The 15,583-nt window shown below is 62.2% G+C and carries 6 protein-coding genes; 2 read left to right on the top strand and 4 right to left on the bottom strand.

Annotation, left to right across the window (positions count from 1 at the left end; translation table 11 throughout):
- Positions 1-135 precede the first annotated feature (135 nt).
- Both ACP7BX_RS04160 and ACP7BX_RS04155 read right to left on the bottom strand, forming a co-directional pair.
- Positions 136-945, bottom strand: a complete 810-nt coding sequence (locus ACP7BX_RS04160; protein WP_426128367.1) for a tyrosinase family protein — start codon at positions 943-945, stop codon at positions 136-138.
- Complete coding sequence (locus ACP7BX_RS04155; protein ID WP_314525112.1) at positions 946-1,083, bottom strand: hypothetical protein; 138 nt, start codon at positions 1,081-1,083, stop codon at positions 946-948. It lies immediately after the preceding gene.
- 194 nt (positions 1,084-1,277) lie between these two features.
- Between ACP7BX_RS04155 and ACP7BX_RS04150 the strand changes: the two genes are divergently transcribed.
- Positions 1,278-5,720, top strand: a complete 4,443-nt coding sequence (locus ACP7BX_RS04150; protein WP_426128370.1) for a hypothetical protein — start codon at positions 1,278-1,280, stop codon at positions 5,718-5,720.
- Here ACP7BX_RS04150 and ACP7BX_RS04145 read toward each other — a convergent pair.
- Together ACP7BX_RS04145 and ACP7BX_RS04140 are read right to left on the bottom strand one after the other, a co-directional pair.
- The gene (locus ACP7BX_RS04145) at positions 5,682-8,801 is read right to left on the bottom strand and encodes a transglycosylase domain-containing protein (RefSeq protein WP_426128372.1); all 3,120 of its coding nucleotides are present in this window, start codon (positions 8,799-8,801) and stop codon (positions 5,682-5,684) included. The two genes, ACP7BX_RS04150 and ACP7BX_RS04145, sit on opposite strands and share 39 nt — an antisense overlap.
- Before the next feature lie 71 nt (positions 8,802-8,872).
- Entirely contained in the window at positions 8,873-13,735 is a 4,863-nt protein-coding gene (locus ACP7BX_RS04140) for a hypothetical protein (protein ID WP_426128374.1), read from the bottom strand.
- A gap of 435 nt (positions 13,736-14,170) precedes the next feature.
- On the opposite strand from ACP7BX_RS04140, the gene ACP7BX_RS04135 reads away from it, so the two are divergent.
- Positions 14,171-15,583 carry an amino acid permease gene (locus tag ACP7BX_RS04135; RefSeq protein ID WP_269132955.1) on the top strand — a complete coding sequence of 471 codons (1,413 nt, stop codon included), beginning with the start codon at positions 14,171-14,173 and terminating at the stop codon, positions 15,581-15,583.

The following is a 15,583-nucleotide window of genomic DNA, read 5'->3' as shown; positions in this document are numbered from 1 at the left end:
CCTTCAGGCGGTGGTCGCCAGTCAGTCGGGCAAACGGCGTTCGATCAGTGAATCGTGCGAGCCTTTAAGCTTGGCGGATGACCTTGTGTTGTAGACAAGGCCATCAGCCTATGGCTGGCCGGAAGGTGCCAGGGATTAGATAGTTAGGTCGTCTTCAACCAATTGAACCGTTGGCCCCGAGGGTGGCGGGGTCACCGGGCAGTTCGGCGCGAGTGCGGTGAACTGCCCGTAGGTGTAGTCCAGCGCTTCGGTGGTCAGCACGTCGCCCACGGTCCAGGTCTCGGTCCAGGGCGCGGTTTTATCCGCGGCGTGAAACACCAGCCTGGCCTCCAGGTCCAGGTCCGGCCAGCCGGCTTGCGGCAGGTACGGCGAAAGGGTCGGGTGCTGGCGTTTCCAGCGTTCCCACAGCAGGTCGAGGTAGCAGTGATGCAGGAAGAACACCGGGTCATTCGGCGAACTGTTGAACCCCATATTGCCGCCCACCCAGCGATGCACCGGGTCGTGCAGCATGCCTTCGCAGAAATTCAGCCAGGTATCGGGGCCGCTGGCGTAAGGGGTTTTGGACAAGGCGGCGGTGACCTGTTCGTTATCGGGCAAGTGCGCGCCGGCTTCGTTGCCAAAATCACGGCGCAAACCGGGGTCGCCTGCATCCTCGTCCCATACCCTGACCTGGAACTGAGCAGCCTGTGCCGCGAAGGGGCCGGTGACCACGCGAAAGTTCTGCTCACGGTCGCCATTGCCACCGAGAAAGGTCGGGGTGAAGGGATCGTTGGGACCGTTCAACGTCCAGTCCCAGAATGGCAGGGTGATGCTGGTGTCATTGGCCGCTGTTTGCAGCGCGCGTTCGAACTGGTGCAGGAACACCCGATGCCAGGGGAAAAACAACGGGCTGCGTTGCGGCATGGGTTGGAACTGGTCGGCGCCGCCCATGGCGTTTTTGTGCACCTATACAAAGTCGTCGTAACGGTTTTGCAGGCCGGGGCGCAGCACACTGGCGGTATCGTTTTTCAAGCGCAGCACGGCTTCGACTAACGTGGTTTTTTGCTCGCGAGTCATGTTGCGATGGTTGATCCGGATATCCATGGAGGGTCTCTGATAGGAGGGATGTGGACTCAATCTAGAAACCCGGACCGGGGGAGCGCCATCGGCCAAGTTGCTGCTGTGTGTGGGAGTTCCACGCCAGCATCGGTAAGCTTGCGGTGAGGTAATTGTGTAGTGCGGGGTAGGGAGGCGACAGCGTTAGGGTGGCGGTTTGAATGTCACCGAGAACTGAGTTGATGACCGTTTCCGCTACGTCCTTGCGACACCTTCGTATCCAGGAGGTGCTGGCGCTGTTCAGTGATCCTCCGTCCCTGAACGACGTCGCCAACGACAGTGTCCAGGCCTACCTGGACCTGCATTTCGCCGGGCGTCACTATGCTGCTGGTCACCTGGTTGTCGCGGCACCCAGCGGGCCTTATCGATCATTGCCTGACTGGGTATTGCAGCGTCTGGCCGCCGCACGTCCGACGCTGCTGGTGGAGCAGTATCATCAGGTGTTCCAGCGTGTCCGCGAGAGCTACGTGTCGGTCGGCCCGAGCCTTGCCGAGATTGAGTCGTTGATCAATCACTGCGGAGCCACGCTGCTGACGCTCTATGGTCAGCGCCTGCAAGCCTGGTGGCGTGAAGCGCTGCCGGTGGAGATGACGCGCTGGGGCTATCTATCGGACGAGCTGTTGGAGTTGCTTTTCGATTCCTCCCCCCCACCGGGCATGGCCCGGCAACGCTTTGACGCGACATTCCCCAAGGCACAACTGCACGAACGTCGACCCGATCGCCTGTGGAGTGCCCGTAGCTCGACGCTGCGTGTGCAAACTGTGCATCTGCAGCAGCCGGCGCAGATGTTGCCGCTGTTGTTGTTCAGTCAGCCGTCTCAAACGAGCTATTGGTTGTTCAGCCCGGCCAGCGGCGTGCAGGCGCTGGCTGACCTCGATGCGCTGCAAGCGTTGTTGCCGGCTTACACCCGCCAGAGGGGATCGTGGTTTACCGCCGAGGTCCAGGGCGATCCCTTTGATGCCTTGGCCGCCAGTTACTTGCAGCGCCAATTGCACGACCTTGCCAACCTCAACCCCCAGGTGCCGCGCCTGCTGGAGGATTATCAAACGCAGCTGGGCATGATCACCGACAGCCAGCGCTGGTTTGTGCGCCCGCTGAGTGATCGCCAGCACGACCTGCACGACAAGTTGCCGCTGTGGCTGCTGCATGCCGATGCTGACGCGAGCATCGCCTATGCGCAGTTGCTGCAGGCCTTGATACTCGACCGCCAGCAGCACGGCACAGCGCATTTTCTGGACGCTATCCCCACCCTGAAAGGGTACGCGAGCGAGCAGCTGCAAACCTGCCTGCGCAATGAACCCAAGGCGGCCCACCTCAAACCGGACGACATCACCCTGACCTTCGAGCGCGTGATCGCCGCCGCAGTACCGGTGCCCGGCGGCTTCGTAGCGGGCGAGGTCGAGCGTGTCGAGGTGAGCCTGACGCAGTTGGCCCTGGAAAACCTGGCCGGGTTTCCCTACACCGCCAAGGCCATCAGCCCGGCCGGTTTGAGTTATGACGAGCTCAAGGCCTGTGTGACGCGCATCGACGTCGGCCAGACCTACCCGACCCTGCTGAAAAAGCACCTGATCGATGACCAGACCGAAGCGGCCCGCCGTCGCCAGCGTTTCGGCCAGCAACTGCGCATTCAGCTGCCGATGCAAGCGTTGGAGTGGCAGATCAAAGGCGAGCATGGCCTTACCCACGAAGGCTTTCGCCGGCTGCGCGCGGCACTGCAAGCCACAGCCGCGGAACGTCAAGGCATGGCGTTGTGGCCGTTGGCATTCAAGGCCACGGCTCGGTCGACGGTGGACACGGTGGCGAATGTGTTCATTGTTGGCCCGCAACAAGGGGCCGACGGCTGCCACTTGCTGTACCGGCCATTGTTCGAGCCGCCGTTACTGGAATTTGCCACGCTCGACGCCTTGTTCGAAGCGATCAAACAACCGGGCGCGGTGCAGGAGAGCGTGTTGACCTGGATAGAACCTCGGCGCCAGGCGATATACGCCAATGGTGGTTTTCGCGAGCCCCATGTACGGCACTTTCTGCCGGGCGACGAGTTCAGCCGTTATGACACACCCGCACCCGCCCAGTTGAGCAAAACCGTCTCCAGCGGCGACCCGGCCTGGCAGCTGTTTACTGCCACTGCCCAGGCGTTGGTGGCGCTGGCCGACCGCCAGTCGGTGTCGAATGCCGAGCAACGCTGGGCCAGTATCAAGCGCATCGGCTGGCTGCTGTTCGGCACGCTGCAACCCCTGTTGAGCGGCCCGCTGATGCTCGTCGGTTGGCTGGTGCAGGTGATGGACAGTGCAGGGAAAGACATCGCCGGGTTGCAAAGCAGCGATCCACAAGCTCGCAGTGCGGCGATGCTGGATGTACTGGTGAACCTGATGGTGATCATCGCGCACCAGGCCACGCCCCATGATGTGCAGCAGCATCTGGACCTCGAACACGCGGTATTCGAACCCAAGGATGAACCCCCCAGCGTGCCGCTCACGCGGATTCCGACGCCCGCGCCTTTTGTCGCCCCTGCCGCCTGGGCCAATGCCCGTGATGTGCTGACACAGCCTATGCAAACTCGCCTGGACGCATTGAGCCTGCGGACGTTCCCAAAACCTTGGCCCGAGACGCTGCCGGGCGCTCAGCAAAGTGGCGCTTGGCAAGGCTTGCTGCGGGTTCAGCAACAGTGGCAGGCGCTGGTACGGGGTCAGCTTTTTCGCGTGCGCATAGAACAGGGGCGGGTGCGGATCATCAGCGCTGATGGCAGCCGCCAAGGGCCGTGGCTTAAAGCCGAAGGTGGCGCAAGCTGGGATCTCGATCTGCAACTGCGCTTGAGCGGCGGCGCCGACCCAGTGCACGCCACACCGGTTGACCGCCAACAGCTGGAAGCCCAGTACCAGCAAGCCGTTGTTGAACGTACGCGGTTGCAACGCGCCATGGAAATTGCACGCAATCTATTGCAGCACCTCCAGGAAACGGGCGACGAACAGCAACGCAGTCAGGCCCAGGCCCGCTACCGCAAGGCGCTGGAGGACAAGGCCCGGCAATCCATAGCCGAGTTGGGCATGCTGCGGCGCTTGCGCGAGCTGGCACCACGACCAGGTTATGAAGCGGAGCTGAGTCAACTGTTGGAGTCCATCGTGCTCACCCTGCAATTGATCGACATCCAGATGAGCACCGAGGTGCGGCAGGCCAACGCTCGGGTAGTCCCGTTGCTCAAACGTTCCGACGAAGGCGGTGACGCCCAGGCCCATGCCGCGCTGAACCAGGGCATGCGCGTGCTGGCGGCCAGTTATGATCAGGCGATTCACTGGCGCAGCCAGGAAGACCGCTACCTGAACGCGCTGCAGCAGGTACCTCGGTTTGGACGCGATAAGGCGGCTGCGCTGATCGCCGAAACGCCAGTACGGCCCTCCTTGCTGGACCTGCAGTCCCTGCAATTGAGTACCTTGTGGGGGCTGGCCATCGACGTGCCGGGGCCTGTGTTTGAGGACAATCTGTTTGAGCGCATGTCCGAAACCATCGTGCGCGCACGTTGGGCCAGCCGTTCGCTGGCAGAGTTGGCGCAGGTGCAGGCGAGCGATGCCGAACGGATTGAGCTGCTCGACAGCATCGACCACGTCTTCGCCCAGACTGATGACCAGATCGAATTCTGGCGCGCGATGGAACCGGAAAAGTTCGAGCTGGATTATCTTGGAAAACTTCAGCAACTGCTCACCACGCTGCATGTGCAGGTGGAACGTGACCTGACGGCATTACTGCGGCCTGTGTCACCTGACGTGCCCAAGCCCAAGCCCGCTCCTGTTCAGCGCAACAAGAAGATCATTCGTATGCGCAACCGTGATCTGCTGGTGGCCCGTACGGAGTCGCAGAGCAGCACCGCGGCACAGTTGACGGATGCCAGCGGGAGTGTGATCGGCACCTTCAACGAGGCTGATGACGGCGTCTGGGAAGAGGCGCCGCCAACGCGGGTGCCACGTCCTGACCCCGAATTGGGCAGCCTGTTGAAGAGCGCCGGCACGCTGTTGCAGGAGGTCGAAAGCACCATCGCCAACGTCGACAAATTAGCCGCCCGCGCCAATGACCTGGCCTCCCTGCAAGACCTGCTCGAAGCCGAAGCGCGTCGACACCTTTGGCTGGCCAACAAAATCCGCGACAAATTGAACAGCGAGGGCACGCCTCGTTTGGCCGCGGTGCAGCAAGCCAATGCCCGCACGGCCGAAGCGGGTCTGCGCAAGGCGGTGACGCGGCTGAACGAGGCAGGGCTGGCTGTGCGGATTCGCGCCACGTGCGACAACGTGTTGACCCTGGACGGTCTGGTGTTTCTGCATCAGCACAATCAAGTCCGCATTGTGCGGGAGGGGCCACGGGTCATGCTCAAGGGGCCGCCTGTGGATTACTTGCAGGTGTACCGAGTGGAGGCCGTGCAGCCCCAAAAAGTGTTGGCCTATGCCCACTTCCATTACGCGCGAGCTCAGGCGCTGGACGACCATTTCAGTGCCGGCCATCTGAAAACCCCCGAGCAGAACCGTCTGGGGCGAAAAGCCCAGGCGCGTGCCGAGTCTGCGGGAGGCAAGGCGCTGGAGATTCATCGCTCGGCCATTGGACTACCCCTGGCGCGGCGGGTGTTTTTCAGCGTCGACTAATGGGCCGGGCACGCATTGCGTGTGCTCGCCAGGCTGCAGGTACGGCAGCAGGATCGGCGCCATGCCCTTGAGCACCTGTACCGGCAACGCCGAGGTAAAGGTGAAGTGTTCGGCGGACTGGCCGGGTACAAACGCGGTCAACGTGCCGAAGTGGTGCTCGCCTAGGTAGAACACAAAGGTTGCGGTGCGGTTGATGGATTTTGAACTGAGAATCCGCCCACCCGCGCCAATCGCTTCGATACGGTTATCCCCGGTGCCAGTCTTGCCGCCCATGGCCAGGGGCGTGCCGTCGGCCAGTTTGAAACTGCCGGCGACGCGCTTGGCGGTGCCGGCATCCACCACCTGGGACAGCGCGCCGCGCAAGGCCTGGGCCACCTCGACCGGCATCACCCGCTTGCCCGGTGCCGGGTCGTTGACCATGCGGGTTTCGTAGGGAGTATCGGCGGCGAAGTGCAGGCTGTCGATGCGCAACACGCGGGGCCGCACGCCGTCATTGAGGATGATCCCCATCAGCTCCGCCAACGCGGCAGGGCGGTCGCCGGAGCTGCCGATGGCGGTGGCGAGCGACGGCACCAAGTGGTCGAAGGGGTAGCCCACGTCTCGCCAGCGCTGGTGAATATCGAGGAACGCCTCGATCTCCAGCATGGTGCGGATGCGGCTGTCCCGTGCGCTTTGATGGCGGCTCTTGAACAGCCAGCTGTAAACCTCCTGGCGCTCGAACTGGCTGGCCTTGACCGCGTCGGTAAAGGTCGCTTCGGGATGGTTGAGCAGGTAACCCAGCAGCCACAGGTCCAGCGGGTGCACCTTGGCGATATAGCCTTGGTCGGGCAGGTCGTAGGTGCCGGGGCCGTAATCCTTGTAGAGTTTTTCCAGGCGCTCATCGGTCAGTTTTACCGTGGTTTTCACACCGGTCATATGGGCGCGCACAAACAGGTTGAAGCTCGCCTGGCTGGCGTTCGGCAGCAAATAACGGTGTACGGCAGCCAGGCGGATCGGCGTGGGGCGCAGGCTGTCGAGGAAGGTTTCCAGGCGCGCCTGGGTGTCTTTCTTCTGGTATTTCTTCCAGAACTTGCGCAGGTAGGTGGTGCCTTCGCGGTCGGCGAAACCGGCGAGGTATTCCTGGCGGCGCGGGTCGTTGTCGTCCTTGAGCAGTTCGGCGCTGTTGTTTTCGCCGGCGTAGGTGACGTAGCGCACCACGTCGCGCATCAGGCGGATGAATGGCAGGTTGATCGATTCGCGTAGGGCGTCGCGCAGGGTTGGGCTGCGACCGTTGTCCTGGCTGCGGAAGTTATGGAAAGTGTGCAGGCCGCCGCCGGTGAAAAATCGTTCGCCGGGGTTAGCGGAATACGTGCGATCGAGGGCGGCGTCGAGCATTTTTGCCAAGGATTTGTCCGGCGCCTGGATCAGGTAGTCGAGGGCCCAGCGGCTTAGGCGGTCCTGGTCATCCACCGGGATTTTCTTCAGCTCAGCCGGTGCCTTTGCCGCGTACTTGTCGTGCAGTTCGCTGATGATTTGCAGGTAAGTCGTGAGCACACGCAGCTTTGCCGTGGAGCCCAGTTCCAGCTTGCTGCCTTCGTTGATGTCAAAGGGTTGGTCGGTGTTGTCGGTTTGCACGCGTACGCGCGAGCCATCCGGCGTCAGTTCAAACAGGGTGAAGCTGTAGCGCACTTGCGCGGTGCTGGCGGGGGTGAGCAGGCGCTCGCCGAGCAGGCCGACCTGGCGCGCGTATTCAGGGTCGGCAAGGTGTTTGAGGTAGTCGGTGGCCTGGCCTTGCAGCTCTGCTTGCAGGGTGGAGGTCGCGGACAGGTCCAGGCGGTCGAGGTCGTACAGCGGCCGGTCGAGCAGGGCGGCCAGGCGGCTGCGGGCCACACTGATGCCCTTGTTGGTTTCGATCGGCTGGATCGTGGGCTGTTGCGCCCAGTCGCGATAGGTGACCTGGCTCGCCAGTGCGGCCTGCAACAACGGCGGTTCGATCACGCCATTCTGGGCCAGCAGGCGCAGGTGGCTGTCGGTGAGTTGGGCGAGTTCTTCGCGGCCTCTGGCCAGGTAATACGACGGCCGACGCTGGGCGATGATCAGCGACAGCACCTGGCGCAACGCCAAGCCTTGCGCCGCGTTGACCGGCCCGGTCAGCGCCTGGTTGACCTGGTTGAAATCGGCGCCGTACCACACCCGTAAACCTTCGGCCATGCCATGCACTTCGCCGTGGCCGGGCACGGCGGAAAGCGGCACGCTGTTGAGGTAGTCGCGCAGGATATTCTGCCGTGCAGGCAGCGTCTGCGGCCCATCGTGATAGGCGCGCACGGCGGCGGAAAACATCTGTCGCAGTTTCTCGCCGCCCGACAGGGTCAAGCCATCCGGCGAATGGCGGTATTTTTCCAACTGGGTCGCCAGGGTGCTCCCGCCGGCACTCTGGCCCGGCAGATGTAACAGCTTGGCCACTTGCGACCACGCCGCCTTGGCAAACCGCGGCCAGTCCACGGCAGGGTTGGCTTGGGGTTGGGCGGGGTCAAGCAGGTCACGGTTTTCGATAAACAGCAGGCTGTTGGTCACCAGTGGCGGAATCGCGGCGAAGCTGGCGTACAGCTGTTGCGGGTAGTTGTACTGATACAACGGCACCGCCCGACAATCGGTGATCGACAATCCCGCCTGGATTTTTTCCGCATAGGGCACAAAAAGTCCCTTGGCGCTGTAGTCCATCAATTCAGGCGAGAAACGTGCCTGGGCCTCGATCACATACCCGCGCTTGAGCAGGCGCGGCAGGAACGTATCGAGGTCGCTGTAGCCCAGGCGACGGTCGAATGGGCCGGCGCCGGGGTAGGCAATGGCGTCACTGGGGCCGGGTTTGACCTGATAGGTCAGGTCGCGGGCCAGGCGGCTGAGTTCCTGGGCCTGCAGGCGTGAGGTGCGCATTTCCTTGGCGGCGGCAAATCCCAGGGCAATCAGGCCCATCAGCACAATGAGCCAGAACACACGGCGGGCGTAACGGGGCCGGGGTTTGTTTTCGGGTGACGGCGCTGGGTCCGAACTGCCTTGTACTTTCGCAGCCTGGGTCGAGTCGGTTTGCCACAGTGCGCCCATAGTCGATTGATCCTGCACGCAGATTGATCGGACTTGCTGCAAGCTTAGTCGATGGCGGCGATCCTGGCGTTTCAAGGTATTGGCAATTTGTCGCTGAGGGTCAGGCGCGCGAGCCAGGCCGGATCATTGGCTCGCGCCCATCGATAAGCCCCGGCATCTTTGAAAAACACCGAGATATCCAGCAGGTCCCATTCGATCATTTTGATAGTCAGTGCGTGGATGTAATCAGCCGCTGCGCTGGTGACCGTCGACCACGGATCGCTGATCCACACGTCGTCCCACCCGACTTCACCAAAGTTGATGGTTTGTACCAAGCCTGGCGGTGGCGTGCCCACCACGACAAACGCATGCCCAGCCGGCCGTGTGCCCCAGACACTTGCAGTACCACCGTTTGTACGGATCAGCTCGCAGGCGATGTGGGCCATCTGGTCGCAATTGCCTGCGCCTGTCTTGAGGATGACTTCGGTGTAATTGGGATGGCCCATTTTGCTGTACTCCCACATCACGACGGGCTCGGCTACCCGCCAACGCTGCATTTCGGCGGCGCCCATGCCGACGGTGTTGGCCGAGCCAACGCCGGTTTTTTCCACCACGGCCAAAGTGCTCTCTCTAGCCCGCTCCGCCATATAGCGATTGATCTGTTGGGCGTTGGCACCACCGGGCACATTCGGGCGGGGTGGCCAGATCTCCAGTTGGATCGGTTGGTTGACCACTTGGATGTCCAGGCGTCGTCCCTGGTCGGAGGCGTTCAGCAATAACTCCCGTTGTTTGAGTACGCTAAGCCGGCTGGCTTGGGTGCGCAGCCGAGCCAGGCGCGCGGCATCGAAACCGCGGCGTGTCAGTTGGCGGTAAAGGGTTTCCAGGGTGGGCAGGGCGACCAGCGGCTGGTCCGGGATCAATCCTCCCGCGTTCAGGTGCTGGTTGCGCCAGTCGCAGAAAGCCCGGATCAGTGCACTGTCTTCACCGTCCAGGCTGTAATCCAATTGCCGCAAGTGCAAGGGGCCCGCGGGCGTGGCGGTGGTCGCGTAAAACACGCCAGTGTCGGCCTCGACGACCCACTGGGGGCCACTCGGGCTGCCTGGCAAGGTGATGACCGATGCTCGCAGGGTGCGGCTGTCGTCTATGCCGTCGTGAATGCCGGCTAGGCGCACGACTTGGGTCTGGCGGTTCAGCAGGTTATCCAGCTCGTCGCCAGGCAGCCCGAACTGGGGTTCGTTGTCGATCCGTTGGGCGCTGACCTGCTGTTTGTAGGTCAAGGGCGTGCGTGGCCGTAGTGGCCTGAGCTCGAAATCGCTCAGCGTCACGACGACCTCGTACACCCGGCGGTGCAGCACCAGTCGGCGGTTGGCGCCCCCGACAACCGGTCCTGGAATCAGTCGGATATGGTCCAGGGCCTGGACCCTGCGTTTATGGATGGAGCCCAGGAAGGGATAGAGTTTTTTGCTGAAGCAGACAATGGGCACCGGGCTGCGTTTTGCCCGGCCGAGCGGGCAGGTGCTCTCAAGGGCGTCGCTGAGTCGAATATAGGCGGCGCTGACGATGTCGTTCAACTGTGCGGGGTTGTGCGGGGCCAATCGCCAGAGCTGATTACGCTCAAGAAGGTCGGTGGCGTCGGCACGGGGAATGATCAACGGCGGCGTTTCAAACAGGCGCTTCACCACACGGGCCTGATAGCCGTCGACGCTGCGCATCGGGTGGGTGACCAGCGCCGAATCCAGGCGCAGGTCACCCAGTGGCGGGCCATAGGGCCGGCTGCTGAAAGGGTCGAAGCCATACCAGGCTGCGGGACGATGGATGACCGGCAGGTGGGTTACCGTCTCGGCATGAAACAGGCGCGCGTTCTCCACATCGGCCCGTTCGAGCAGGCGGCTGTAGTCCCGGCCACTGCCCTTGGCCAAGCGTTGCCGCGCGTGCCCCAGTGCAGTGTCCATCAAGTGGCGCCCGGCTTTGCTCAGCCTTACCCAGCCGTGGACGCCGAGGCGCACCAGCGACGGTAAGCCGTCGAGTGGGTTGAACGTTGCGTTCACATAGCGCGCACTGAGTGATGCCAGTTGCAGCAGTTTACGGCTGGCCGGCAAGCTTTTGCCCAGGGTCGACAGTGTGCGCGAGGCAAACACTTGAGTCGGGGCAAACACCCCCAGCACATCGAAAAAACAGCTCCATGCGCCCTCGATGGCTTGGCGGGTATCTCCCGAGGTCAGGCCTCTAACGCATGACCAAAATGGGATCAGGTTCAGCAAGTGGCCTACCAGGGCATCGTTGATGCGTTGTTGATCCTCAAGGATGTTGGATCCTCGTGCCTGCATGAGCAGCGCATCAATATCGAGAAACAAGTGCTGTCGCGTGATCGCCTGGGCGATTGCCTGGCTGCGGGGCGCATCGATATCAAAAGGCGCGTCGCTGGCCTGGGGAGTATCAAGGTTCAACCGGTCGGTGATCACCGTAGCCCATTGCTCTGCTTTTGGAGGGGAGCCGGTGGCGTATGCGGTCCAGTCAATGGCCAAGCGGCTACCGATAAACAACTGATTGTGCGGACGGGTACTGTTGGCGCTGCCGGTGCTAAAGGAAAACGGCTGCCCGCCTGCTTGCAGCGTGATGGGCAGGCGTGGGTTCTTGCGCACTTGGTTGCGCAGGGGGAACAGTTCGTAATACGTCACCACCGGACGCTGCTCGCAGCGCAGCAGGACCCCGTAACGCCCGGTGCGCGCCATTTTATCCACGACTGACTCCTGGTCCAGAGGCACCTTGGCGGGCTGGCGAAGCACCCACAGTTGCAGTTCGCCGTGCAGCAGCAGTTGCCTGTCAGCCAGGGGCAGTTGCGACAACAGGTACTGTATGGCGTGGGTATAGGCGCTTTTAAGGCGTGTCACGTAGGCGTCGGCGGCGTGGTTGAACTGGGCACTGATGTTGTTCAGGTATTTGAAACCGGGTTTGAGCCGCGCGAGATCAAGTTGTCGGTCGGTCGAGTGCCATTCTGGGCGGATCGGCGTCAGGTCTCCGCTGATGTGCAGGTCCACCAGGCTTTGGGGGGAAGGGTGGGCGCGCCGAAACGGCGGGGCTTTGCCGACGCCCTTGACCCATCGCAGGCATTGTTTTTCCAGCAAGGGATGGTTGGGAAAGACGCGTTGCAAATCGGCCAGGGCCAAGGCGCGACGCGTCACCAGCGCAGTGGTCAATTGTTGGCTGGCGGACCTGAGGGCTTGCATGCGCGGTGCCAGTTGCTGTTTCAGCGCCTCGATGGCGGCGAGCGAATAGGCCGGACCTTCGGGCGCAGGGTGCAGCAGGTTCCGGGCAACGCCCCAGTCAATCAGGCTGGCGGTGGCGCAGTGTTCGTACCACAGGTGTTCATTGGCGCAGGCCTCCTGGGTCGCCAGGGTCATGACCTCGATAAATGTCATGTGTCGCGCTGCACCACTGGCCAGCGCCTCGGCCTGTAGAACGCCTTGCTTGAAGATCATCCAGGCGTAGGAACTCATGAAGTACAACGAGGCTGGAATGTCGCGCACCACGCATTCGGGCGCTGCACCGGCCAGTAGCAGGTGGGCGGCAAGGGCCGTAGTGCGCGCGGTGGCGACACCCCGGTCAATCAGGTGCAATTCGACCGCCTGACGCAGTTCGACGTAATCGCGCCCCCAGAAGTCGCTGTGATTGAGGTCGAGCCCGGCAACGCGATAGCGAACTTCGCCGGCGTGGGGGTCCAGGCTGAGTATCAGCGCGCCCAGCACCAGCGCGTCACGGCTGGCGCGGTTGGTCGGTTCATCGGGCGCGAGGCCGTACCAGCCGACCGCGCGGATCAGGCGGTCGGCCAGTGCCTGTGAGCGCGGGCTGTTGAGTAATTGATGCAGGCTTTCATCAGGTTCAGTGGGTTCCAAGGGGCCCAGCAACGTGGTCAGCAGCCCATTGATTGAGTCGGGCAGAAAAGCTGCGACCACCTCCCTGACTGCGGTGCGTTGCTGCGCCGAGAGCGTCAGCGCGCTCGGCTTGGGCAACCCCAGGGTTTCCCAGTAATTGCCCCAGCGCGGTTTAGCGTGGGCAGCGAGGGGCTGGTCGTAGTGTATCAATGCTACGTCGGAGTTGGCGAAGTCGCAGGCGGGCGGCACCGCCAGCGGTTCAGCCTGTTGCAGTTGCTCGATCACATCCCAGGCATCCTCGCGGCTCGCGGGCAGTGGCAGTTGATGCAGGTGGAGCAGTTGCGCCAGGCTGAAGCGGCCGTCCTGATGAATGAAGGTTTGCAGGCGCCCGGCGACGGCCATGAGCTCGTCAAACCGGGCTTGCGGCGGGAGCGCCAAGAGCTGTGCATGGCTGATCTCGACTGACGTGCCGCTGAGGGTGCCTGCGGTGGGATCAAAGGTGTAAACGTCACTCGCGGGTGCCAGGGCAATAAGGCTTGGATGTTCGATCAGGGCTTGCAACAGGGTGGCGGCATGGCCCATGGCTCGGGCCCAGAACGAGTTCGACGTCAGCCAGCACCGCGTTCGGTACAAGGCGAATAAGTTGAACGGGTCATCGGCCAAATGATGATGGCTGACCAGTGCACGCAGTTCACGCGCCAGGGTTTGCGTGTCTTGGTGAAGCTGCTCGAAAGCGCTGTGCAGTGTTGGGGGCCCGGGCGTATCGGCGAAACCCTGACGTGTATGCAAGGCATCCAACAGTACGCCCCGTTCGGCTGGCGTGCGCGGTTGTGGGTAGCCGTAGAAACGCAGGATTTGCCCAGGGCTCAGGAGGGGCAAGCCTTGGCTGTCGGGATCGATGATCCAGGCCAACTGTTGTTTGCGCCAAGGTTCGTTCTGTGCTTTGCGGTAGCGCCGCAACCAGCTGTCCACCGAGCTGTGCGCCGGGATGTGCAGCGTCGCCCCAGGGGCGTCGCTGGCAAGATGATCGATCAGGCCGTTGATCAGCTCGCGGTCGGCCTGTTGGCGTTGAAGGGTCTCCATTCGTAGCGTCCTGCTGGAAAAACACCAGCCTGCCCGTTGGCTGCGTGACCTTCATCGCGAGCTTTCCGATTTATCCATGGGGAAACTCAACGTTGATTGAACGGCTTGAGATAGAGCTGTCCAGGAGGCAATAACGAATGCCGCCAGCGCCGCTGTCCTGCAACACCTCCCAACGATTCGCTAGCTGTTTATTGCCAGGAACATAGGGTATATGCTCCTGTTGTTTGTGCTTTTAGCAGCTGCTTTCACTAAATAGAATGGATTTTATGGTGAAAGAACCTATGTAGAGCTTTTTATACTGCATGCCCGCTGATCTTGCCTGGCAAGAAGGGCCCGCCCATGAGGCGGCTCCGGTTTCGGCAAGGGCGCAGGCTCACCGGCTTGTTCCCTTGAAACTCAACGGACAATCCAATAACAAAATGAGGTTGTACCCCTATGCCAGTCGGCAACCCACTGCCCCATGGCGAGACCGCTCAAGGCGGCCCGCTCAAACGCGAACTCGGCGAACGGCACATTCGCCTCATGGCCCTCGGTGCCTGTATCGGTGTCGGCCTGTTCCTCGGCTCGGCCAAGGCCATCGAGATGGCCGGCCCGGCGATCATGCTGTCGTACATCATCGGCGGCCTGGCCATTTTGGTGATCATGCGTGCCCTCGGCGAGATGGCGGTACACAACCCCGTCGCCGGTTCGTTCAGCCGTTATGCCCAAGACTATCTCGGCCCGTTGGCGGGTTTTCTCACCGGTTGGAACTACTGGTTCCTGTGGCTGGTGACCTGCGTGGCGGAGATCACCGCCGTGGCGGTGTACATGGGCGTGTGGTTCCCCGACACGCCTCGCTGGATCTGGGCCCTGGCGGCGTTGATCAGCATGGGCACCATCAACCTCATCGCGGTGAAAGCCTTCGGTGAATTCGAATTCTGGTTTGCGCTGATCAAGATCGTCACGATTATTGCCATGGTCATCGGTGGCGTCGGCATCATCGCGTTCGGCTTTGGCAATGACGGCGTGGCGTTGGGTATTTCCAACCTGTGGGCTCACGGCGGCTTCATGCCCAATGGTGTGCAGGGCGTGCTGATGTCCCTGCAAATGGTGATGTTCGCCTACTTGGGCGTCGAGATGATCGGCCTCACCGCCGGTGAAGCGCGCAACCCGCAGAAGACCATCCCCAGTGCGATCGGCTCGGTGTTCTGGCGCATCCTGTTGTTCTACGTCGGTGCGCTGTTCGTGATTCTGTCGATCTACCCGTGGAATGAAATCGGCACCCAGGGTAGCCCGTTCGTGATGACCTTCGAGCGCCTGGGCATCAAGACCGCCGCGGGCATCATCAACTTCGTGGTGATCACTGCGGCGCTGTCGTCGTGCAACGGCGGCATCTTCAGCACCGGGCGCATGCTCTACAGCCTGGCGCAGAACGGCCAGGCCCCGGCCACCTTTGGTACCACCTCCAGCAATGGCGTGCCGCGCAAAGCCCTGTTGCTGTCGATTTTCGCCTTGCTGCTGGGCGTGCTGCTCAATTACCTGGTGCCGGACCAGGTGTTTGTCTGGGTGACCTCCATCGCCACCTTCGGTGCGATCTGGACCTGGCTGATGATCCTGCTGGCCCAGCTCAAATTCCGCAAAGGCTTGAGCCCGGCCGAGCAGGCGGGGCTCAAGTACCGCATGTGGCTATACCCGGTCAGCTCCTACCTGGCGCTGGCGTTCCTGGTGCTGGTGGTGGGCCTGATGGCGTACTTCCCGGACACACGTGTGGCGCTGTATGTGGGCCCGGCGTTTTTGGTGCTACTGACGGTGCTGTACTACGCGTTCAACCTGCAGCCCAAGCTTGCGGGTCGTGTGGTGTCTCAATAA

The organism is Pseudomonas sp. DWP3-1-3b3 (genome assembly GCF_049896305.1).
Taxonomy (GTDB): domain Bacteria; phylum Pseudomonadota; class Gammaproteobacteria; order Pseudomonadales; family Pseudomonadaceae; genus Aquipseudomonas; species Aquipseudomonas azotoformans_A.
The sequence above is the reverse complement of the archived record's forward strand: the minus strand, read 5'-3'. Positions and strand labels throughout refer to the sequence as shown.

Bases quoted from the DNA above. Each gene is read 5' to 3' on its own strand.
- ACP7BX_RS04155 (WP_314525112.1), bottom strand. From the start codon at position 1,083: ATGGATATCCGGATCAACCATCGCAACATGACTCGCGAGCAAAAAACC.
- ACP7BX_RS04150 (WP_426128370.1), top strand. From the start codon at position 1,278: ATGACCGTTTCCGCTACGTCCTTGCGACACCTTCGTATCCAGGAGGTG.
- ACP7BX_RS04145 (WP_426128372.1), bottom strand. From the start codon at position 8,801: ATGGGCGCACTGTGGCAAACCGACTCGACCCAGGCTGCGAAAGTACAA.
- ACP7BX_RS04140 (WP_426128374.1), bottom strand. From the start codon at position 13,735: ATGGAGACCCTTCAACGCCAACAGGCCGACCGCGAGCTGATCAACGGC.
- ACP7BX_RS04135 (WP_269132955.1), top strand. From the start codon at position 14,171: ATGCCAGTCGGCAACCCACTGCCCCATGGCGAGACCGCTCAAGGCGGC.